The organism is Streptomyces sp. LX-29 (genome assembly GCF_029541745.1).
Taxonomy (GTDB): Bacteria; Actinomycetota; Actinomycetes; order Streptomycetales; family Streptomycetaceae; genus Streptomyces.
On sequence record NZ_CP089746.1, the window covers coordinates 2622297 to 2643240 of the forward strand.

Annotated in this window: 18 protein-coding genes and 1 pseudogene; 6 read left to right on the forward strand and 13 right to left on the reverse strand. The window is 73.5% G+C overall.

Going from position 1 to position 20944, the window contains the following annotated elements:
- Positions 1–72: 72 nt before the first annotated feature.
- The 11 genes from moeZ to LRS74_RS11150 form a co-directional block, all read right to left on the reverse strand.
- Positions 73–1251 (reverse strand): adenylyltransferase/sulfurtransferase MoeZ, encoded by a 1179-nt coding sequence (gene moeZ, locus LRS74_RS11105; RefSeq protein ID WP_277740857.1) that lies wholly within the window; start codon positions 1249–1251, stop codon positions 73–75.
- A 60-nt stretch (positions 1252–1311) separates the two neighbouring features.
- Entirely contained in the window at positions 1312–2040 is a 729-nt protein-coding gene (locus tag LRS74_RS11110) for a spherulation-specific family 4 protein (RefSeq protein WP_277744702.1), read from the reverse strand.
- A gap of 26 nt (positions 2041–2066) precedes the next feature.
- Positions 2067–3161, reverse strand: a complete 1095-nt coding sequence (locus tag LRS74_RS11115) for an NAD-dependent epimerase/dehydratase family protein (protein ID WP_277740858.1) — start codon at positions 3159–3161, stop codon at positions 2067–2069.
- Entirely contained in the window at positions 3158–3805 is a 648-nt protein-coding gene (locus LRS74_RS11120; RefSeq protein WP_277740859.1) for a hypothetical protein, read from the reverse strand. Before LRS74_RS11120 ends, LRS74_RS11115 begins: the two co-directional genes overlap by 4 nt.
- Before the next feature lie 505 nt (positions 3806–4310).
- Positions 4311–6146, reverse strand: coding sequence for an ABC transporter ATP-binding protein (locus tag LRS74_RS11125; RefSeq protein ID WP_277740860.1), 1836 nt, complete (start codon positions 6144–6146; stop codon positions 4311–4313).
- Positions 6143–7132, reverse strand: coding sequence for an ABC transporter permease (locus tag LRS74_RS11130; protein WP_277740861.1), 990 nt, complete (start codon positions 7130–7132; stop codon positions 6143–6145). Before LRS74_RS11130 ends, LRS74_RS11125 begins: the two co-directional genes overlap by 4 nt.
- Positions 7129–8271, reverse strand: a complete 1143-nt coding sequence (locus LRS74_RS11135; RefSeq protein ID WP_277740862.1) for an ABC transporter permease — start codon at positions 8269–8271, stop codon at positions 7129–7131. The genes LRS74_RS11130 and LRS74_RS11135 overlap by 4 nt, the downstream gene beginning before the upstream one ends.
- A complete protein-coding gene (locus LRS74_RS11140; RefSeq protein WP_277740863.1) occupies positions 8271–9992 on the reverse strand; it encodes an ABC transporter substrate-binding protein in 1722 nt (573 codons plus the stop codon). The genes LRS74_RS11135 and LRS74_RS11140 overlap by 1 nt, the downstream gene beginning before the upstream one ends.
- Positions 9993–10138: 146 nt before the next feature.
- Positions 10139–10231 (reverse strand): Ms4533A family Cys-rich leader peptide, encoded by a 93-nt coding sequence (locus LRS74_RS33600; RefSeq protein ID WP_347178121.1) that lies wholly within the window; start codon positions 10229–10231, stop codon positions 10139–10141.
- 340 nt (positions 10232–10571) lie between these two features.
- Positions 10572–12311, reverse strand: a complete 1740-nt coding sequence (locus tag LRS74_RS11145; RefSeq protein WP_277740864.1) for a DUF3152 domain-containing protein — start codon at positions 12309–12311, stop codon at positions 10572–10574.
- Positions 12304–13335 (reverse strand): alpha/beta hydrolase, encoded by a 1032-nt coding sequence (locus LRS74_RS11150; protein WP_277740865.1) that lies wholly within the window; start codon positions 13333–13335, stop codon positions 12304–12306. Before LRS74_RS11150 ends, LRS74_RS11145 begins: the two co-directional genes overlap by 8 nt.
- A 137-nt stretch (positions 13336–13472) precedes the next feature.
- Here LRS74_RS11150 and LRS74_RS11155 point away from each other — a divergent pair, with 137 nt between their 5' ends.
- From LRS74_RS11155 to LRS74_RS11170, 4 genes are all read left to right on the forward strand, one after another.
- Positions 13473–13691 carry a hypothetical protein gene (locus LRS74_RS11155; protein WP_277740866.1) on the forward strand — a complete coding sequence of 73 codons (219 nt, stop codon included), beginning with the start codon at positions 13473–13475 and terminating at the stop codon, positions 13689–13691.
- 134 nt (positions 13692–13825) lie between these two features.
- Entirely contained in the window at positions 13826–14470 is a 645-nt protein-coding gene (locus LRS74_RS11160) for a TetR/AcrR family transcriptional regulator (protein ID WP_277740867.1), read from the forward strand.
- Positions 14471–14702: 232 nt separating this feature from the next.
- Positions 14703–14930: a DUF3107 domain-containing protein gene (locus LRS74_RS11165; protein WP_277740868.1), complete on the forward strand. Its 228-nt coding sequence runs from the start codon at positions 14703–14705 to the stop codon at positions 14928–14930.
- 196 nt (positions 14931–15126) lie between these two features.
- Complete coding sequence (locus LRS74_RS11170; protein WP_277744703.1) at positions 15127–15393, forward strand: hypothetical protein; 267 nt, start codon at positions 15127–15129, stop codon at positions 15391–15393.
- A 67-nt stretch (positions 15394–15460) separates the two neighbouring features.
- On the opposite strand, the gene LRS74_RS11175 is transcribed toward LRS74_RS11170, so the two are convergent.
- Positions 15461–16231, reverse strand: a complete 771-nt coding sequence (locus tag LRS74_RS11175; RefSeq protein WP_277740869.1) for a ferritin-like fold-containing protein — start codon at positions 16229–16231, stop codon at positions 15461–15463.
- A 320-nt stretch (positions 16232–16551) separates the two neighbouring features.
- On the opposite strand from LRS74_RS11175, the pseudogene LRS74_RS11180 reads away from it, so the two are divergent.
- Together LRS74_RS11180 and LRS74_RS11185 are read left to right on the forward strand one after the other, a co-directional pair.
- Positions 16552–18709 (forward strand): annotated as a pseudogene (locus LRS74_RS11180) (DEAD/DEAH box helicase).
- A 113-nt stretch (positions 18710–18822) separates the two neighbouring features.
- A complete protein-coding gene (locus LRS74_RS11185) occupies positions 18823–19698 on the forward strand; it encodes an alpha/beta hydrolase (RefSeq protein ID WP_277740870.1) in 876 nt (291 codons plus the stop codon).
- Between the two features lie 105 nt (positions 19699–19803).
- Here LRS74_RS11185 and LRS74_RS11190 read toward each other — a convergent pair whose 3' ends face one another.
- Positions 19804–20751 carry an NYN domain-containing protein gene (locus LRS74_RS11190; protein ID WP_277740871.1) on the reverse strand — a complete coding sequence of 316 codons (948 nt, stop codon included), beginning with the start codon at positions 20749–20751 and terminating at the stop codon, positions 19804–19806.
- Positions 20752–20944 lie beyond the last annotated feature (193 nt).

Sequence of the window (20944 nt, forward strand, 5' to 3'; positions counted from 1 at the left end):
CCGTGTGGGGGCCGGCCCTCGGCGTTCGTCCTGTCGCCCCGGGCGCGTCGACGCGTCCCGCGGGCCCCGGTGCTAGTAGACCGGCTTCTCGGGCTCGATCTGGTGGACCCAGCCGATCACGCCGCCGCCGACGTGGACGGCGTCCGCGAAGCCCGCGGACTTCAGCACGGCCAGCACCTCGGCCGAGCGCACGCCGGTCTTGCAGTGCAGAACGATCTTCTTGTCCTGCGGCAGGTCCTGGAGGGCGGTGCCCATCAGGAACTCGTTCTTCGGGATCAGCCGGGCGCCCGGAATCGAGACGATCTCGTACTCGTTCGGCTCGCGGACATCGATGATGTCGATGTTCTCGCCGTCGTCGATCCACTCCTTGAGCTGCTTGGGAGTGATGGTCGAGCCGACGGCGGCCTCCTGGGCCTCCTCGGAGACGACACCGCAGAACGCCTCGTAGTCGATCAGCTCGGTGACGGTGGGGTTCGGACCGCAGACCGCGCACTCCGGGTCCTTGCGGACCTTGACCTGGCGGTAGGTCATCTCCAGGGCGTCGTAGATCATCAGTCGGCCGACCAGCGGCTCACCGGTGCCGGTGAGCACCTTGATGGCCTCGGTGACCTGGATCGACCCGATGGAGGCGCACAGCACGCCCAGCACGCCGCCCTCGGCGCAGGAGGGCACCATGCCCGGCGGCGGGGGCTCCGGGTACAGGCAGCGGTAGCAGGGGCCGTGCTCGCTCCAGAAGACCGACGCCTGGCCGTCGAAGCGGTAGATCGAACCCCACACGTACGGCTTGTTCAGCAGCACGCAGGCGTCGTTGACCAGATAGCGGGTGGCGAAGTTGTCCGTGCCGTCCACGATCAGGTCGTACTGGGAGAAGATCTCCATGACGTTGTCGGCTTCGAGCCGCTGCTCGTGCAGCACGACGTTCACATACGGGTTGATCCCCAGCACCGAGTCACGCGCGGACTCGGCCTTGGATCGGCCGATGTCCGACTGGCTGTGGATGATCTGCCGCTGCAGGTTCGACTCGTCGACCTCGTCGAACTCCACGATGCCCAGGGTGCCCACGCCAGCCGCGGCGAGGTACATCAGCGCGGGCGAGCCGAGGCCGCCCGCGCCCACACACAGCACCTTGGCGTTCTTCAGCCGCTTCTGCCCGTCCATCCCCACATCGGGGATGATCAGGTGGCGGGAGTACCTGCGGACCTCGTCGACGGTGAGCTCGGCAGCCGGCTCGACCAGGGGTGGCAGCGACACGGGGACTCCGTAAGAGGTAGGAGCGTGTTTGTTCTCCTCGTAACACTGCCACGCCCCCTCTCATTCCGAGACACCCGGTCCGACTCGCGAGACGATCTCGTCCCAGTAGCCGGGCAGCGCCTCCCAGGGGTCGGCGGCCCCGGTGTCCTCGCCCGGCCGGGTGGTGTGATCCGTGAAGTAGATCGTGCCGGCGCCCTGCCAGCGGGCGATGCGCAGCGCCTCCTCCAGGTGCGCCCGCGGAACGCCGTGCACCAGGTGGCAGAAGCGCTCGGGAGCGTGCCGCGCGGTCCACTCCGCGGCCTGGGACCAGCGGTACTCGGCCCAGCGACCGCGGAAGGTCACGAGCTGCTCGGCGAGGTCCGCGTACCCGGGGTGCGGATGCACGCCGTGGCCCAGCACGAGGTGGGCGCCGGACCGCAGGGCACGCAGCGTCGTCGTCATCCGGCGCACCCCGGACAGGCCCGAGCGCTCCACCGGACTGCGGTCCAGATAGAAGCCGTCGACCCGGTACCAGTCGAGGAAGCGGTGCGCCTCCGCGACCAGTTCGCCGAACGGGCGGGCGCCGAACCGTAGGTCCAGGTGGCCGAGGAGACGCACGCCTGCGCCCCGCAGCCGGCTCGCGGCGCTGAGGCAGTGCGGGTCGCGGCGCGCCCCGGGCCCCCGCGCGACGTTGAGCACGGCCCAGTGCAGCGGGGTGCCCGCGCGGGCGAGTTCGGCCCACTCGCCGGGGGCGACGAGGGGGTGGGCGCAGCCGGGCACTCCGAATCGCAGGCGGTCCGCGGCGGGCATCGGGGAGCGCCGCGGGCCGGTGGAGGTCAGATGCGACACGCCGCCTCCATCCAGATGTCGGCGAGCGACTCCTCCAGGTTGATCCGCGGCCGCCAGCCGAGCCGGTCCCGCGCGGTGCGCACATCCGCCTGCTGCCAGACGCCGCAGCCGTCCGGATAGGGGAACGCCGTCGTGGACGGAGGCGTCGCGGAGCCCCCCTCGGCCGCCGCGCCGAGGCCGACGGCGGCCGGGCCGTGTCCATGGGAGTGGCCGTGGCCGTGGCCGTGAGGGTGGCCATGCCCATGGAGGTGGCCGTGGGCCGGTCCGTGGCCCGCGGCCGCGAGCTGCTGCGCGGTCGGCTGGTGCAGCGGGTTCCGGGACTGGGGCGGGGCGTCGACCTCGTGCAGCGCGCCGCCGAAGCCGGCCACCCGCGCGAGCACGGCGGCCGCCTCGCGCAGCCGCACCGCGCGCCCGGTACCGATGTTGACCACGCCCTGGGCGGCCGACAGCGAGGCGGCGTGCACCGCGCGGGCCACGTCCCGCACGTCCACGAAGTCCCGCTGCACCCCGAGGCCGCTCAGCTTCAACTCGCTGTCTCCGCCCTGGATCGCCCGGCGCATCGCCTCCGCCAACCGGCCCAGCGGCGAGCCGGCGGGGGTGCCCGGCCCGACCGGTGAGAAGACCCGCAGCACGATGGCGTCCAGGCCGGAGCCCAGCACCAGCTCGGTCCCCGCCAGCTTGCTCACCCCGTACGGCCCCCCGGGGCGCGGCACGGCGTCCTCCGCCGTCGAGGAGCCGGGCTGTGAGGGTCCGTACTCGGAGGCGCAGCCGATCTGGACGAGCCGCGCGGCGCAGCCGCTGCGGCGCAGCGCCTCGCAGACGGTCGCCACGGCCACGGTGTTGTGCCGGGTCAGCTCGCGGGCGCCGCCGCGGGTCGCCCCGGCGCAGTTGATGACGACTCCGGGGTGGACGGCGTCCAGGAACCGGGTCAGCGCCCCGGGGCTGCCGGTGGACAGGTCGAAGCGGACGTCGGCGTCGTCGCCTCGGCCGAGCGCGGTGAGCTGGACGGACGGGTCGGCGAGCAGGTGGTCGGCGACATAGCGGCCCAGGTAGCCGTTGGCGCCGAGCAGCAGGACTCTCATCGGTCACGCTCCCGCCGTGGTGCGGGGTGGACGGTCATCTTCGTCGCTCTCCTCGTGGGTCGTGGGTCGGTCGGCGCCGGGACGGCGTGGCGGGGCGTGGAGAGCAGCGGGGTCCCGAAGAAGCGTGTGGCCGGTGGGCGTGGGAGCGTGGCCGGACCGCCGGAGGCGGCATGGCTGAGGTCCAACCCCACCGGCCCGCTCCCCGCCGCCTCTGTCGGCCCGCGCCCCGCCGCGCCCGGGGGCGAGGCGCCGTGACCGTCCGCGCCCGGCGCCGGCGGGCCGACATCGCCGCCCCGCGCGGCCCCCGCGTCGCCGTACCGGTCCAGCGAGAACGGGCGCGGCGCGCGCTCCCGCGGCGCGACGGCGGTCGGCGGGTCCGCGGCCCGCGCGAGGCGGGCGCCGCCCGGCACGCCGGGCGTGCGGCAGGTGTCCTCCGACTTGCGCGGCGCATGCTCGGAGCGGAGCGCGACGGGCGGCCCGCCGCGCTCGCGGGCGAGTGCGGCGAGGCCGTGGAGACCGCTGGCGAAACGGTCCGCCTGAGCTCGCTCGCCACCGGCTCCCCGCGCGGCTCCGGCCTTGAAGCCCGCCCCCTCGCCGCCTGTTTCTCCGACGCCCGCCCCGGCCGTCGCCCCCGCCGCGGTCACCGGCGCCCGGACGTACTCGGCGAACCGGTGTCTCTCGCGCCGCCCGCACGCCCCATGCGCCCCCCGCACCCGGCGCACGCCGCCCGTGGGCCGGGCCGGCTCGCCCCCCGGGGGCGCGGGCGCCACGCGGGCACGGCCGGGGAGGCCAGCCCCTCCCGCGTCGCCCTCGGCGTGTCGACGGGCGCTCCGCCTCGGCGCGCGAACCTCGAAACCGCGCTGGTGAAGGCCCCGGAGGAGCCGGTCCCACCACAGCCCGGCCTCGCCGGACGCATACGGACAGCCGCCCTCCGTGAGCAGTGCCACGCGCACGAGCGCACCCCCGATCCTCCCAGGCCGTTCCTGTGGGAAGCCGCCGTGCGGCGGCGGGAGCACGTTATGCGCGCATGCCGGTGGTGCGACGGACGGTTGTCCGTCGCACCACCGGAAGGGGTGAACGCCCGTGACCTTCACCCTGCGCACGCGTTATTGCGCAATACGCCGGAGGACCCCGGAGTCAGTGCCTCCGTTACGCCGCCACCGGGGTCCGCTCGAGCAGCGGCACAGCGGCCAGCAGCCCTTGGGTGTACGGGTGTTGGGGATCGTCGTAGACCGCGTCGGCGGTTCCCTCCTCGACGATCCGTCCGGACCGCATCACGGCCACCCGGTCACTCACCTGGCGGACCACGGCGAGGTCGTGCGCGATGAACACCAGGGACAGGCCCAGGTCACGCTGGAGCTCGCCCAGGAGCCGGACCACCTGCGCCTGGGTGGTGACGTCCAGCGCGGACACCGGCTCGTCGCAGACGATGAGCCTCGGCTCGGGCGCCAGCGCCCGCGCGATGCCCACCCGCTGCCGCTGCCCGCCGCTGAACTCGTGCGGATAGCGGTGGTACCAGGCGGGGTCGAGGCCGACCCGCTCCAGCAGCTCCCGCACGCGTGCGACCACCGCGGCGTCGTCCAGCCCGCCGGCCGCGCGCAGCGGGTCGGCGATGGACTCGCCGATGCTGCGGCGCGGGTTGAGCGAGGAGACGGGGTCCTGGAAGACCATCTGGAGCTCGCCGCGGAAGGGGCGCAGCGCGCGCTCGGGCAGCGTCCCGATGTCCTTCCCCCGGTAGCGCAGCGTGCCGGCGCTGGGCTCCAGGAGCCGTACCAGCATCCGCCCCAGCGTGGTCTTGCCGGAGCCGGACTCGCCGACGATGCCGAGCGTCTCGCCGCGCCGCACCGTCAGGGAGACCCCGTCCACGGCGGCGAACTCGGCCTTCCTCCTGCCGAAGACGCGTCGCAGGTCGACCGCCTCCACCAGCACGTCCTCGTCGGCGACGGCGGCACCCTCCGCCGGCCGGGTCGTCGCCGGGGCGGCCGTCGCGGTGGACACCGCCGGCGTGGAGACCGTCGGCTTGGAGGCCGTCGCCCGCGCGGTCTCCCCCAGCCCATCGACCGCCCGCGCGGCATCCACACCCGAACCGTCCTTCCGCGCGGTGTCCCCGCCTGAACCGACCGCCCGCGCGGCGTCGCCCGAACCGGGCTCCCGCGCGGCGTCCACACCCGAACCGTCCTTCCGCGCGGCGTCTACGCGCGGGATCGCGTTCAGCAGCGCGCGCGTGTAGGGCTCGGCGGGCTCGGCGAGCACCGCACCCACCGGGCCGTGTTCGACCGCCCGGCCGCCCCGCATGACCAGCAGCTCGTCGACGTTGCCGGAGGCGACCGCCAGGTCGTGGGTGACCAGGATCAGCCCCATGCCGGTCTCCGCCCGCAGCTCGCGCAGCAGGTCGAGGACCTGCGCCTGCACGGTGACGTCCAGCGCGGTGGTCGGCTCGTCGGCGATCAGCAGCCGGGGCCGCAGCGCCAGCGCCATGGCGATCAGGGCGCGCTGTCGCATGCCGCCGCTGAACTCGTGCGGGCGGGACCGCGCGCGGCGCGCCGCGTCCGGGATGCCGACGCGGTCCAGGACCTCCACCGCCCGCGCCCGCGCGGCGCGCCGTGAGGCGTCACGGTGGTGCACCCGGTAGACCTCGGCGATCTGGTCGCCGATGGCCAGGTACGGGTCGAGCGAGGAGAGCGGGTCCTGGAAGACCATGGCCCCCACCCCGCCGCGCACCCGGCGCAGCGCGGCGTCGTCGGCTGCGAGCACGTCGTGCCCGGCCACCCGCACCGCGCCGCCGACCCGCGCCCCGGTCCCCCGGTGCAGGTCGAGCAGCGCGTAGGCGACCGTGCTCTTGCCGGAGCCGGACTCGCCGACGATGCCCAGCGCCTGCCCGGCGCCCAGCTCGAACGAGAGCCCGTCCACGGCCCGTACGTCCGCGCCCTCGGCGACCGGGAAGGCCACCGTGAGGTCCCGCACCTGCACCAGCGGATCGGTCATGTCAGGGCCACCCTTCGGTCGGTGACGGCGTAGAGGATGTCCGCGACGATGTTGGCGAGCGCCACGGCGGCTCCGGTCACCAGCACCACGCCGACGATCACCGGTAGGTCGATCACCCGGACCGAGTGGACCAGCAGCTGCCCCAGGCCCGGCAGGCCGAACAGCGTCTCCGTCAGCACCGCGTTGCCGAAGATCGTTCCCAGGTCGAGCGCGCTGAGCGCGATGACCGGGGGCAGCGCGCCGCGCAGCGCGTGCCGGCCGACCAGGGAGCGCTCACGCACCCCGTACGCGCGGAACGTGCGGATGTGGTCCTCGGCCAGCGTCTCCAGCACCGCGCTGCGGGTCAGCCGGGCGTACTTGGCCGACTCGATGAGCGCCAGCGCGGTCCACGGCAGCAGCAGGTTCCACGCCCACTGCTCGGGGTCCTCGGTCAGCGGCACATAGGACGGGAACGGCAGCCACTGCAGATAGGCGCAGAAGAGCATGAGCAGCAGCAGCCCGATGACGAAGACCGGCGTCGCGGTCCCGGCCAGCGTCAACGAGGTCAGCACCCGGTCGGTGATCCCGCCCCGGCGCAGCGCCGAGATCAGCCCGGAGCCGACGCCCAGCAGCAGCCACAGCACCATCGCTCCGAAGGCGAGCGAGGCGGTGACCGGCAGTCGCTGCGTGATCAGCTCGGTGACCTGCTGGTCGTTCTGGTACGAGAGGCCGAAGCAGGGCGCGTCGCAGTGCAGCACCGCGGTGCCGGTGGAGTAGTCGTGGCCGACGAACAGGCCCTGCAGGAAGTGCCAGTACTGCACGTACACCGGCTCGTCGACGCCGAGCTGCTCGCGCACCTGGGCGATCTGCCGCGGGTCGCAGCGCGGGCCACAGGCGAGCTTCGCCGGGTCGCCGGGGGCGAGGTAGAAGAACGCGTAGACGAGGACGGACAGCGCGAGGAGCACGAACAGCGCCCCGCCGATCCGTCGCAGCACATAGCCGGTCACGTCAGCTCCTTCCCGACTCCGGCCGCGGATCCGGTCGCCGCGCCGGCGGGCGCCGCGGCGGACGCGGAGGCGGTGGCTACGGAAGCGGCGGAGGTGGCGGACACGGAAGCGGCCGATACGGAAACGGCCGATACGGACGCCGAAGCGCCGCCCGCGCGGTCCGCCTTCCGCTTCGCGCGCTCCCTGCCCACCCGCAGCCGCGAGGCCGCGCGCGGGTCGAGCGCCGCGCGCAGCCCGTCGCCCAGCACGGTGAAGGCGAGCACGGTGAGGAACAGCATCGAGGCCGGCAGCAGCACGTACACGGGGTCCGCGCGGAACCAGGTGGTCGCCGACGACAGCATCTGCCCCCAGGACGGGGTCGGCGGCTTGACGCCGACGCCCAGGAACGACATCGCGGCTTCGACGGTCATGTTGACCGGCACCAGCAGCGCCGCGTAGGTGATCACGGGCGCGGCGAGGGAGGGCAGCAGCTCGCGGCGGGCGACCCGCCAGGGCCCCGAGCCGGCGAGCCGGGCGGCCGCCACGAAGTCGAGGTTCTTCAGCGCCAGCGTCTGCGCCCGCACCACGCGTGCGACGTTCACCCAGCCCAGCAGGCCGATGACGATCGCGATCAACAGCGGACGGGGGAAGTCGGCGGGGGCGATCGCGGTCAGCGAGATGGCGATGACCAGCATCGGCAGCGAGACGAAGATGTCGCCGAGGCGGGTGAGCAGGGAGTCCGCCCACCGGCCGCCGAGCCCGGCGGCCAGCCCCAGCAGCAGCCCGAGCAGCACCTGCACCGCGGTGGCGCCGACGGCGACGGCCAGCGAGACCCGGGCGCCGTACAGCAGTCGGACGAACAGATCGCGGCCGGTGCCCGGCTCGACGCCCAGCCAGTGGTCGGCGCTGACGCCGCCGAAGGCGCCCAGCGGCACCCCGCCGCGCGCGGAGTCGACCAGGTCGTCGTGGTAGGCGTCCGGGTCCTGTCCCTCCAGGGCCGCCAGCAGCGGGGCGGCGAGGGCGAGCAGGATCAGGAGCGCCAGCACGGCGGCGGCCGACACGGCGGACGGCCGGGCGCGCAGCCGCCGCCACACCTGTCGGGCGCCGGAGGCGGGGGCGGTCGCGGCCCCCGCCTCGCGGGTGGTGAGCGGATCCGTCATTACTTGACCGCGACCTGCGAGACGTCGAGCACACCGGTCCAGTCGCTGATCACGATGTTCTTGACGTCCTTGCCGTAGAGGCGCTTGTAGACGGGGTGGAACAGCGGCACGGTCAGCGCCTGCTCACCGATCTTCTTGTCCAGCGCGCCCCACCGCTCGGCCGCCGTGTCCAGGTCGGTCAGCTTGTTGATCTCGTCGATCTCCTTGTTGACGGCCTTGTCGTTCAGGAACGCGTGGTTGTAGTTGGAGCCGTCCTCGACGATCTGCCGGCCGTCGAAGATGGGCGCGACGAAGGGGCCGCCGGAGGGCCAGTCGGCACCCCAGTGAGCGAGGAAGAGACCCGGCTCGTCCTTGGCGCTGTGCACCTTCTGGTCGTACTCGTTGTCCTCCAGCCCCTGGAGCTTGACCGTGATCCCGGCCTTCTTCAGCCCGTCCTGGATGGCGGTGGCGATCTCCGGGCTGGTCTCGAAGTCCTTGTCGGTGGAGTGGGTGAGGGTGATGGTCAGCCCGTCCTCGTAACCGGCCTCCTTCAGCAGCTCCTCGGCCTTCTCCGGGTCGCCGGTCCTGCCCGCCGGGAAGTGGTCGTAGGGGGTGTGACCGAAGGACTTCTGGTCGGGCAGGAAGGTGGTGGCGGGCTCGGCCAGCGAGGAGCCGCCGGCCGCGTTGACGACGCTGGTGCGGTTGATCGCGTAGGAGATCGCCTGGCGCACCTTCGGGTCGTCGAAGGGCTTCACCTTCGGGTTGAAGGCGAGGTAGTTGGTGTAGCCGAAGTGCCCCGTGCCGACCCGGCCGGCCAGCTCCTTGTCGCCGCCGATCTGGGCCAGCTCGGCCGGGCCCAGATTGGTGTCGGTGGTGACGGCGGCGGCGTCCGCGCCGCTGCCGGTGGAGAGCCGCTGGTTGATCACGGCGGAGTCCAAGCCGGACTGCACGTGGATCCGGTCCGGATAGGCGTGCCGCTCCTCGTCGGTCTTCTCGGACCAGTGCGGGTTGCGCTCCAGCACCAGGCGCTCGCCGTCTCCGGTGTTCTCGACGACCTTGTACGGGCCGGACGAGACCGGGTGCTCCTCGTACTTGGTGCCGGTGTCCTTGGCCTTGGGCACCGGGGCGAACTGCGTCTGCGTGGCCAGGTAGGGGAACTCGCCCTCGGGCTTGCGCAGATGGAAGACGATGGTCTTCTCGTCGGGGGTCTCGATCGAGTCCAGGCCCTTCTTCTCCTTGTACGGGCCCTCGTAGGAGTCGCCGCCGACCAGCCAGTCGCGCAGGTAGGGGGCGCCGCCGGAGAGCTCGGCGGCGAAGGAGCGCTCGATGCCGTACTTGATGTCGGCGCTGGTGATCTCCGTCCCGTCCTCGTACTTCAGCCCGTCCTTCAGCGTGTACGTCCACACCGTGGCGTTCTTGCTGGGCTTGCCGAGGTCCGTGGCGAGGTCGGGCACGACCTTGGCGCCCGCCTCGCCGCCCTCGCGGTTGCGCGTGGTGAGGGTGCGGAAGACCAGCGAGGGAACGTTTCCGCCGCCGGAGGTGTACAGCCGCGCCGGGTCGAAGTCCTCCTGCGGCTGGGAGTTGAGGATGGTGAGCGTGCCGCCCTTCCCCGGTCTCCCCCCGCCACCGCTCTTGCTGTCGCCGTTCTTGTCCTCGGGGCCGCAGGCGGCGGCAGCGCCGACGAGGACGACGCTGACGGCGGTGGCGGCGACACGGCGTGCGGTGACGGACAGACGAGACATGGCGGTGGGGCCTTTCGCAGCAGGAAACGCCGGCGGAAGGCGGTGTGATGGGCGCGCGGACGAAAAGCGAGCGCGAGAGGACCGCCCCCGGCGGAAGGATGGGAACGCGCACGACGGCGCGGAGAACGCGGGGAGTTGGGCGGGTCTCAGCGACAGTCGATGTCGGCGACCGCGTGCGCGGCCACGCCGATCAGCGCCAGCTCAAAGGCGGCGGTGTCGGAGGCGTGGCGGTGCGGCATGCGCAGAACACTGAACGAATTTTCGGCCCAAGGCAAAGCCGTCTCGCCATCAGAGACGTCACATCTCGCGATGCGGTACGCACCGGGGGTCGCCCGCCCCGCCGCGGCCTCGGGGGGCCTCGACGCGACGGGGCCTCACCCCGGGCGCCCGGAGGGTGGACACCGCCGTGGACACGCCCATGGACATGGCTACGGGCACGCCTGTGGACACGACGGCCGCGCCTGTGGACACGCCACGGACGACTCCGCGGCGTGTCCGGGACGCCCGGCGGTCACGCGAGACACCGGGTGGACCGCGGGGCGAGCGCCCCGGAACCAGCCCGCGACCGGGCGGGGACGATCAGCCGGAGCCGGTGCCGGAGCCGGTTCCGCCCTCGTCCGCGTCCCCCTTGGGGAACGGCCAGGGATTGGGTCGGCAGGTGGCGCCGTCCGTGGTCAGGAACTTGGTCTGCTGCATCATCACCGGCGCCAGCGCGCCGTCCTTGGCGCAGGTCTCGTGGCCGTGTCCGAGCCGGTGCCCCACCTCGTGGTTGATCAGCATCTGGCGGTACGCGTGCATCGCGCGGTCGCCGAAGGTCTCCGCGCCCTGGGCCCAGCGGAAGGCGTTGATCATGACGCGCTCGGTGGCCGCGGAGTCGCAGGAGACGTTCTCCTGAGCGGTGTCCAGATCCGACTTCGCGCACCACTTCGCGGTGGTCCCCGGGCTCGCCAGGGTGATCACGAAGTCGGCGCGGCCGGAGGAGACCCGCTCGAAGCCGCGTCTGCCGTCGCGGCTCCAACTGCGGTCGTCGTTCAGCGTCTTGTGCACGGCTTCCGCGAAGAGCTCGCCGTCCAGCGGCAGCCCCTTCTCGACGTCCACGCGGTAGCGCTTCACCTCGCCGCTGATCGCGCGCGGGGGCTTGTCGTGCCCGGCGACGGTCGTGAAGGAGCCGGACCCCTGCAGCTTGGGGTCGAGCGGATACGTCTTGGCCATCTTCTGGTCGTACGTCAGGGCGGCGGCGCGCGCGGCCCCGTTCGGCGTGGCCCGCCCCTGGCCGCGCGAGGCGGTGTCGTCGACCCCGCGCTCCACGTCCTGGCGGGTGTCGGTGTCGCCGGCGCCCTTCTTTCCGTCGGCGACCTGCCCCGCCACCACGACCGCCAGCACCGCGGTCACGGCCGCGGCGGCGACCCCGGTGATCGCCCGGGCCTTGCCGCCCCGGCCGGCGGGGGTCCCCCCGCGGGCGTGCGCCGAGACGCCTGTGCCGGAACCGCCGCCCGCGCGGGCGGGCGCGGGGATCCGCGACCCATCGTCGGATATGCCGGATATGGGGCCGGCGCCGCCGTCTCCCCCGCCGTGCCCGGCGGGGCCCCGGGTGTCCCAGGTCGGGGCGGCGGGGCCGTCGAACGCGTCCAGGTGCTCCCTGCGCGGCCCGGGAATCCGCGCCCCACCCTGCGGGCCGGTGGAGATCGGCGACTCTCCCAGCGCGCCCCAGCCGCCGCCCGGCTCACGCTGCTCGGGGTGGCCACCCCGCACCGACGCGCCTCGCGGCGGGCGCGCCGCCCCGTGCGGCGGCGTGCCCCACTCGGCCCCGGAGGCGGTGCCCTCGGGGGATGTGGCGGCGGGGGTGGATATGGAGGCGCCGGGGATCGCCGGGCCGCCCGGGGCCGCGTCGGCGGCTATGGAGGCGCCGCCGGGAGGAGGCCCACCAGGAGCGAAGGCGTCCGCGGGCAGGCCGTGACCCCCGGCGTCCTGGACCGCGGCGTATCCGCCGGTGCCCTCGACCGTCGGATACCCCCCGGTGTCACTCGTCGTGGCGTACCCGCCGGTGTTCTGGAGCGTCGCGTACCCGCCGGTGTCGTAGCCCTCCGGGTAGCCGACGGCGTCGTATCCGCCGGAGCCGTGGGCGGCTGGCTGCCGGCCCGCCTCGTACCCGAGGGGGTAACCACCGGACTCGTACTCGCCGGTGTCGTACTCCCGGATGCCGTACGCCGCGGCGTACCCCCCGGTGTCGTATCCGGCGGGCGATCCCGCGTCGGGATCGCCGGACCCCTCGCGGCCGTCGCGCCCCTCCCGGCTGCCACGTGCGCTGTGTTTACCCACGTGCCGCACCGCTCCCGTCACGTTCCTCGGCCATGTCGTCCATTCCCGCGCCGGTGCCGGCGCCGCCCCCGCCGGCCTCATCGAGCAGCCCGATGAACGCCTGCGCCACCTCTTCGGGGTACTCCATCATCGCGACGTGCCCCGCGTCGACCAGGGTCAGCAGCCGGGAGTCGCGGAACGTGGCGCTCGCGCGGTGCGCCATACGGTGCCCGACCAGCCGGTCCCGCAGACCATAGACCAGCAGCGTGGGCGCGAGCACCCGCTCCGCCTGGCGCCACAGGGAGTGCTGGCCGCCCAGAGTGTAGGCGTCCACGACGCCCCGCGCGGAGCGCGCCATCGCGTCCCAGAAGTAGGGGAGCCCGGCCCGGCGCTCCTGCTCGGCCACGGCCGCGGCGAGCGCCTCCGGGGTCACTCGGGAGGGGTCGCCGTAACAGAGCGCGAGTACCTCACGGGTGCGACGCTCGACGGTCCAGTCCTGCGTCGCCCGAACGAAGAGCCGCGCGACACCGGGGACCGCCAGCAGGGCGGTGGGCCAGGCGGCGCGCTGGGCGCGCAGCTCGGGCAGGGCCGGGGAGATGAGGGTGAGGGTGCTCACCAGATCGGGCCGGACCGCGGCGACGCGGGTGACGATCGCGCCGCCCATGGAGTTGCCGAAGAGGTGCACCGGGCCCCGCCGGCTCGCGTCCAGGTAGCGGATGACGGCCCGGGCGTGACCGGTGAGGGAGTAGTCGCCGTCGTCCGGTGGCGGGGAGTCGCCGAAGCCGGGCAGATCGAGAGCCTCGCCGTCGACGCGGTCCGCGAGCAGTTCCATCAGCGCGGACCAGTTGAGAGAGGAGCCGCCGAGGCCGTGCACGTACAGCGCCGGCGGGAGGCCCGCGCGGGACGGCGGACGGGACCGCACGGAGAGCGTCAGCCCGGGCAGACTCGCGGTCCGCAGCGCCTCCCCCGCTCCGACCCGCACGCCCCGCACAGGCGGCACCACGGGCACTACGGTGCCGGCATCCGGCGACTCTGTCGAAGACATGCGGCAATGTTACGAGACGATCACGTAGGCGATTGTGTGTTCGCCGTCACAGACCGCATAGCGTCTGGAACCGACCTCTCCTAGGCTCGTAGACATAAGTGCGACCGCACCCGCAATCCGCCGAGAGGCCGGTGCCCATGCCAGTCGACCCGAACGAACCCGAGAGCTTCGAGGATGAGGAGGACGCCACCCCGATCGACGTGGAGGCCCCCGAGGCCGACGCCGCGGAGCAGCAGGCCGACCTGTCCCCGCACCGCGACGATCCACTGATCGGCGTCGACCGGGCGTCGGCGAACGACGCCGACCGCGCCGAGCAGGCTCGCGTCGTCGAGCTCAACGAGGACGAGTACCGATGACCTGCACCTTTTGTCGGCTTCCTACAGAGTCCGATCCGTGAAATTCTCCGCACGGACCGCGCGCGTCCCAGTTACCCAAAAGTACGATGGCGTGCGCGGTGCACACCGCGCATGAACAATCCATGGGAGGCGGCGTGACAGCCATCGAGCAGACCGAGGTGCGCGCACGAGGCACGCGCCTTCCGCGCCGAGCCCGACGCAATCAACTCCTGGGTGCGGCCCAGGAGGTCTTCGTGGCACAGGGCTACCACGCGGCGGCGATGGACGACATCGCCGAGCGCGCGGGCGTCAGCAAGCCCGTGCTCTACCAGCACTTCCCCGGCAAGCTGGACCTCTACCTCGCCCTGCTGGACCGGCACTGCGACGCGCTGCTCCAGGCGGTGCGCACGGCGTTGGCGTCCACCTCGGAGAACAAGCAGCGCGTCGCCGCGACGATGGACGCCTACTTCGCGTACGTCGAGGACGAGGGCGGCGCCTTCCGGCTGGTCTTCGAGTCCGACCTGACCAACGAGCCGGCGGTGCGCGAGCGCGTGGACCGCGTCTCATTGGAGTGCGCCGAGGCCATCAGCCAGGTCATCGCCGAGGACACCGGACTCTCCAAGGACGAGTCGATGCTCCTCGCCGTCGGCCTGGGCGGTGTGTCCCAGGTCGTGGCGCGCTACTGGCTCTCCAGCGAGAGCACGGTGCCGCGCGAGACGGCGGTTCAGCTGCTCACCTCGCTGGCCTGGCGGGGCATCGCCGGATTCCCGCTGCACGGCAACGAGGTCGCGGAGCGCTGACCCGCCACCGGCGACGTCGGAACGCCACCCGCCTGTAGACCGCGCGCGCCGGGAACGGCGGGGGCGGCCGTCGCGGGTGGCGGACGCGTGGGACGCTCTGGCCCGCATCGGATCGCGTGTTCGCTGCGGGCGTGCGCCCAAGCGGCTCGGCTGATCCCCACGCCGGGCTAATGTGTGCTCCGTACGGCGCGGTAGGCCGCGCACCTCAACTGACCGTCGGAGGGACATAGCCGTGGAGGTCAAGATCGGCGTGCAGCACGCGCCCCGCGAGATCACCCTGGAGAGCGCGCAGTCTGCCGAGGAGGTCGAGCGCGCGGTGTCCGACGCGCTCTCCGGCAAGGCGCAGCTGCTGAGCCTGGTGGACGACCACGGCCGCAAGGTCCTGGTCCCGGCCGACCGCCTCGCGTATGTCGAGATCGGCGAGCCGACCACCCGCAAGGTCGGCTTCAGCGCGCTCTGAGCGACAGCCCGCACGGGCGAGAACGGCGGCGGGGTCCGGTGTACGCACACCGGACCCCGCCGCCGTTTGTGCAGATCGTGTGTGCGCCCAGGGTTGCCCGTGGCGGACCGCGGGTAAGACCTGCCACGACCGGGCGCTCCTGGCGCCCGGCGGCACTCCGGTCAGCTCCGGTCCACGGGAGGGACGCGCCATGATCCTGGTCTGGGAAGCGCTCGGCTCGGTCGCCATCGGCCTCGCCCTGGCGTACGCGGCGCTGCGCTGGCTGCCCCGGCGGCTTCCTCCCCGATCCCTGGTGCTCTCCACCGGCCCCGTGGCCGCCCTGCTCGGCGCGCTGCTCACCCACGCCGTGCTCGGCCCCGGCCACACGCTGGCGACGCTGATCGCGGCCTTCGGCATGACCGCCGCCATGCTCTCCGTGCTCGTTCGCACCGATCCGCGCCTTCGCCGATCAGCCACGGCGTGACCCCTCGGGCCCGTGCGGCCCGAGGGTCAGCTGAGGGCGGTGCGCCGGGCGGTCCGGCCGGCGAGTCTCAGGCCGCCAGGCCCAGCGCGGCCATCCGCTTGGTGTGGGCCTCGGTGATCCGCGAGAACATCCGGCCGACCTCCGCGAGGTCGAACCCGTCCGCCACGCCGCCCACGAGCATCGTCGACAGCGCGTCGCGGTCCGCGACCACCCGCTGGGCCTGCGACAGGGCCTCCCCCATCAGTCGCCGCGCCCACAGCGCCAGCCGCCCGCCGACCCGCGGCTCCGCCTCGATCGCTGCCCGCACCTTCTCCACGGCGAAGCTCGCGTGGCCGGTGTCGTCCAGCACGCTCAGCACCAGCGCGCGGGTGTCGGCGTCCAGCCGTACCGCCACCTCGCGGTAGAAGTCGCTGGCGATCGAGTCGCCGACGTACGCCTTGACCAGGCCCTCCAGCCAGTCGGAGGGTGCGGTCTGACGGTGGAACTCGTCCAGCGCCGCCGCGAAGGGCTGCATGGCCTCGGTCGGCTCCTCGCCGATCGCGGCCAGCCGGTCCCGCAGCTGCTCGAAGTGGTGGAACTCGGCGGAGGCCATCTTCGCCAGCTCGGCCTTGTCGTCCAGCGTCGGCGCCAGCTTGGCGTCCTCCGCCAGCCGCTCGAAGGCGGCCAGCTCGCCGTAGGTCAGGGCACCGAGCAGGTCCACCACGGCGGCCCGGTACTGCGGGTCGGCGGAAGCCTGCGCCCAGTCCTGGGCGGCGATGCCGGTGGCCGTGGGCTGCCCGGCGTCGGCGGACTTCCCGGCGTCGGCGATGGTGTTCTCTGGCTTGTCAGGCGTCTCCATACGGCGCACAATAGCCCGCTGGTCGCCGCTGGGAAGGGCCTGGTCAGCCAGCGCCCTCCTCCTCGCGCGTTCGGCTGCCCGGTCACACATGGGCGTTTCCGGGGTACAGTGATATAGAGCCCGTCGAGTATCGGCGGGTCGTTCCACGAATGCGGATGCCCGGTCGGTGGCCCGATCGGCTCCAAACCGACCGCCTTCCGCGCGCGCATCGACTGCATGCGCGTAGGAAGGACCCGCTCGTGGCGTGAGTGCTGGAGCGAAGGCAGTGGTCCCGCGCCGACATCGGCCGCCACTTCGCGCGGCCGGCCCACCAGGGCGCGGTGCGACCCCTTTCGCCGCCTCACGCCGCGTCTCACAGAAGAGGCAAACATCCTGACTACTTTCCGAGACCTCGGGATTCTCCCCGAGACCGCCGAGGCCCTGGAAGCCGTCGGCATCACGTCCCCGTTCCCCATTCAGGAGATGACCCTTCCGGTCGCCCTCTCCGGCACCGACGTCATCGGCCAGGCCAAGACCGGCACCGGCAAGACGCTGGGCTTCGGCCTCCCGCTGCTGGAGCGCGTCACCGTCCCCGCGGACGTCGAGGCGGGCCGGGCCAAGCCCGAGCAGCTGACCGACACCCCGCAGGCGCTCGTGGTCGTCCCCACCCGCGAGCTGTGCCAGCAGGTCACCAACGACCTGCTCACCGCCGGCAAGGTGCGTAACGTCCGGGTCCTCTCGATCTACGGCGGCCGCGCGTACGAGCCCCAGGTCGAGGCCCTCAAGAAGGGCGTCGACGTGGTCGTCGGCACCCCCGGGCGGCTGCTCGACCTCGCCGGGCAGAAGAAGCTGACGCTCTCCTCCGTCAAGGCCCTCGTCCTCGACGAGGCCGACGAGATGCTCGACCTGGGCTTCCTGCCCGACGTCGAGAAGATCATCCAGCTGCTGCCGGCCAAGCGGCAGACCATGCTGTTCTCGGCGACCATGCCGGGCCAGGTCATCTCGCTGGCGCGGCGCTACATGTCGCAGCCCACCCACATCCGCGCCACCGCGCCGGACGACGAGGGCGCGACCGTGGCCAACATCACCCAGCATGTCTTCCGGGCGCACTCGCTCGACAAGCCGGAGATGGTCTCCCGCATCCTGCAGGCCGAGGGCCGCGGGCTGGCGATGATCTTCTGTCGCACCAAGCGCACCGCCGCCGACATCGCCGACCAGCTGAGCCGTCGCGGCTTCGCCGCCGGCGCGGTCCACGGCGACCTCGGCCAGGGCGCCCGCGAGCAGGCGCTGCGCGCCTTCCGTAACGGCAAGGTCGACGTGCTGGTCGCCACCGACGTCGCCGCGCGCGGCATCGACGTCGAGGGTGTGACGCACGTCATCAACTACCAGTCGCCCGAGGAAGAGAAGACCTATCTGCACCGCATCGGCCGCACCGGCCGCGCGGGCGCGTCGGGTACCGCCGTCACGCTGGTCGACTGGGACGACATCCCGCGCTGGCAGCTGATCAACAAGGCGCTGGAGCTCTCCTTCCACGAGCCGGAGGAGACCTACTCCACCTCGCCGCACCTGTACGAGCTGCTGAACATCCCCCAGGGCACCAAGGGCATCCTGCCGCGCGCCGAGCGCACCCGCGCCGGGCTGGCCGCCGAGGAGATCGAGGACCTCGGCGAGACCGGCGGCCGCGGAGGCCGCGGCCGTGGCGGCCGTGCGGACTCGTCGACCAGCGAGGAGCGGCCCAAGCGGACCCGCGCCCCGCGCCAGCGGCGTCGCACCCGCGGCGGCGTGGATCTCGACGCGACCGCGACCGGCGCGGAGGCCGCGCAGACCGCCGTCGACACCGCCGAGGGGACCACGGCGGCCGCCGACACCGTCGACGTGCCTCGTCAGCCCCGCCGCCGGCGCCGCACCCGTGCCGGAGCGGGCAGGGCGACCACGGAGACCGTGGCCGTCGAGGCTCCCGCCGCCGCGCCGGCCGCCGAGGCCGTCGTCGCCACCGCGGAGGGCCCGGCCGAGGTGATCGCGGAGGCCGGCACGGCCGCCGAGGCCGCCCCCGCCAAGCCCCGCCGCCGCCGTACGCGCGCCGCCGCGGCGACCACGGCGGAGACCGCCGAGGCCGCGGTGGAGACGGTGGAGGCACCCGCCGAGGCCGCCGAGGCCCCGGCCAAGCCGCGCCGCCGCACCCGCGCCAAGGCCACCGCCACGGAGGCCGCCGAGGCCGCGGTCGAGAGCGCCGAGGGCGCCACCGAGGCCGCCGAGGCCCCGGCCAAGCCCCGCCGCCGCACCACCCGCGCCAAGGCCACCGAGGCCGCGGTGGAGACGGTGGAGGCGCCCGCCGAGGCCGCCGAAGCCCCGGCCAAGCCCCGCCGCCGCACCACCCGCGCCAAGGCCACCGCCACGGAGGCCGCCCCCGCGGAGGTCGCGTCCGAGGAGGCCAAGCCGGTGCGCCGGCGACGGACGACGCGTGCCGCGGCCGAGTCGACGGCGAACGCCGAGAGCTGACGCCGGCACAGCGCCCGGGGGAAGGGCCCGATCCGCGACGCGGGTCGGGCCCTTCCGCGTGCCGCCTCCGGCCCTCGGGACACGCCCGCCGGACAGGCCCTACCCTCGGGGCCATGAGCACACCGCCCACCCTCACGCTCCCTCCGTGCGCCGGCGCCTACCGGCTGGAGACGGCGCGCGGATCGTTCGCCGTGCACGACGCGCGCCCCGTCCCGGGGGCCGGGCCGGTGCGCGGCACGGCGCTGCTGGTGCCCGGCTTCACCGGGAGCAAGGAAGACTTCATCGCGCTCCTGGAGCCGCTGGCCGCCGCGGGCTTCCGCGCGGTCGCGGTCGACGGGCGCGGCCAGCACGAGAGCGGCGGTCCCCGGGACGAGGCCGCGTACGCACAGGACGAGCTGGCCCGGGACGTCCTGGCGCAGGCCGCCGCGCTCGGCGGCGGGCGGGTGCATGTGCTGGGGCACTCGCTGGGCGGGCTGATCGTGCGCGCCGCCGTGCTGCGCGACCCCGCCCCGTTCGCCTCGGTCACCCTGATGAGCTCGGGGCCGGCCGCCATCTCCACTCCCCAACAGGCCCGGACGAAGCTGCTGCTGGACGCGCTCGCCGTACTCGACATGGAGGCGGTCTGGCAGGCGATGCGCGAACTCGACCCGCCGGAGGCCGCCGAGTCGGGCACGCCCGCGGACATCCGGGAGTTCCTGCACCGCCGCTGGCTGGGCACCGTACCCGAGCAACTGATGGCCACCGGGCGGCAGTTGCTGTCCGAGCCGGATCGGGTGGCGGAGCTGTCGGAGGCGCCACTGCCCAAGCACGTGCTCTCCGGAGAGGCCGACTACGCCTGGCCGGTACCGCTGATGGACGCGATGGCCGAGCGGCTGGCGGCGCACCGCACGGTGATCGCGGGTGCGGATCACTCCCCCAACGCGGAGCGGCCGCGCGACACGGCCCAGGCGCTGTCCCGCTTCTGGCAGGGTGTCAGCGCGGACGGCTGATCCGTCGACGGCGGCGCCCCGCGGTCGTCGGCGTGCGCGACGTCGCACGGCCGGGGCCCGCTCCGGCCCGCCGCCGGGGACGGCCCTCGTGTGTGGTCGTCCGGCTCAGTACTGCGCCTGGAGGTGCTCCCAGAAGCCGTCGCGCAGCGCGCGCCGCAGGTCGGCGTGGGCGCGCAGGGAGAGCCGCAGCAACTGCTCGGCCTCGATGAGCAGCTCCTGGTCGACCGAGCCGGGCAGATAGGGCCGACCCGGGAGCAGGTCGGCGAGCGCCTCGCGACCGCGCGAGGAGAGCCACTGGGCCGCGACCTGGGCGCCGACGAACCGCACCTCGTCTCGGGGCGGCACCGCCCCGCCGCCGGGTTGCTCGCCGTGCGGCTCGTAGCCCACCGCGCGGCGGGTGAGGTACGGCTTGCAGAAGTCGAGGTCGAAGATGCGCTGGCTGTCGACCTCCCACAACAGGGGCTCGGCCTGGTTCCGCCCCTCGACGGCCTCGATGCCCCACAGGTGCACCCGCGCGCCGTAGCCCTGCGCGGCCTCGACGGCGGAGACCAGGTCCTCATCCCCGCCGATCAGCACGGCGTCGCCGATGGCGCGGTGCCGGGCGAGCGATTCGAGGTCGTTGCGGATGAGGGAGTCGACGCCCTTCTGCTGGTTGTTGGCGTTGAGGTTGCCGAGCCTGACCTTGACGTCGGGGAGCTCGGCGATGCCCTGCTGCTCGGCGGTGTGGATGCGCCGCCGGGCGCCGTCGTACCAGTAGACCCGCAGCAGTCTGCTGTCCGGGAAGATCATGCGGGCCTTGTCGATGAACGCCTCGATCAGCCCCTCGGCGTCCAGCTCGAAGGCTCTGCGGTCCTCCGTGCCCGCCACCAGCCGACCGGTCGCCGCGTAGACATACCCCGCGTCGACGAATATCGCATGGGTGGAGGGCGTGGTCGCGACCTCGGCGAGCACCCGTTGCAGCAGCTCGTTGGTGCGGTCGAGCGCGGCGACGATCCCGCTGAGGTCCGGCTGCGCGGAGGGCTGCGGCTGGCCCGAAGGCGTGACGTGATTCATACGCGGCTCATTGTCCTGGCGGTTGCGCGGGCCGCACAAGGCGTGCCGCCCGCAACGAATCCTTTACGCATCAGTAATTAGTCTCGCGAAAATTTTCGTTAGCGTAGGGAATGTTTGCAGGGTGCACCCCGTTGTACACCTACGGAGCGCACGGCACGGTAGCCGTACGCGTCCATTCCATCAGTTCTCCGCA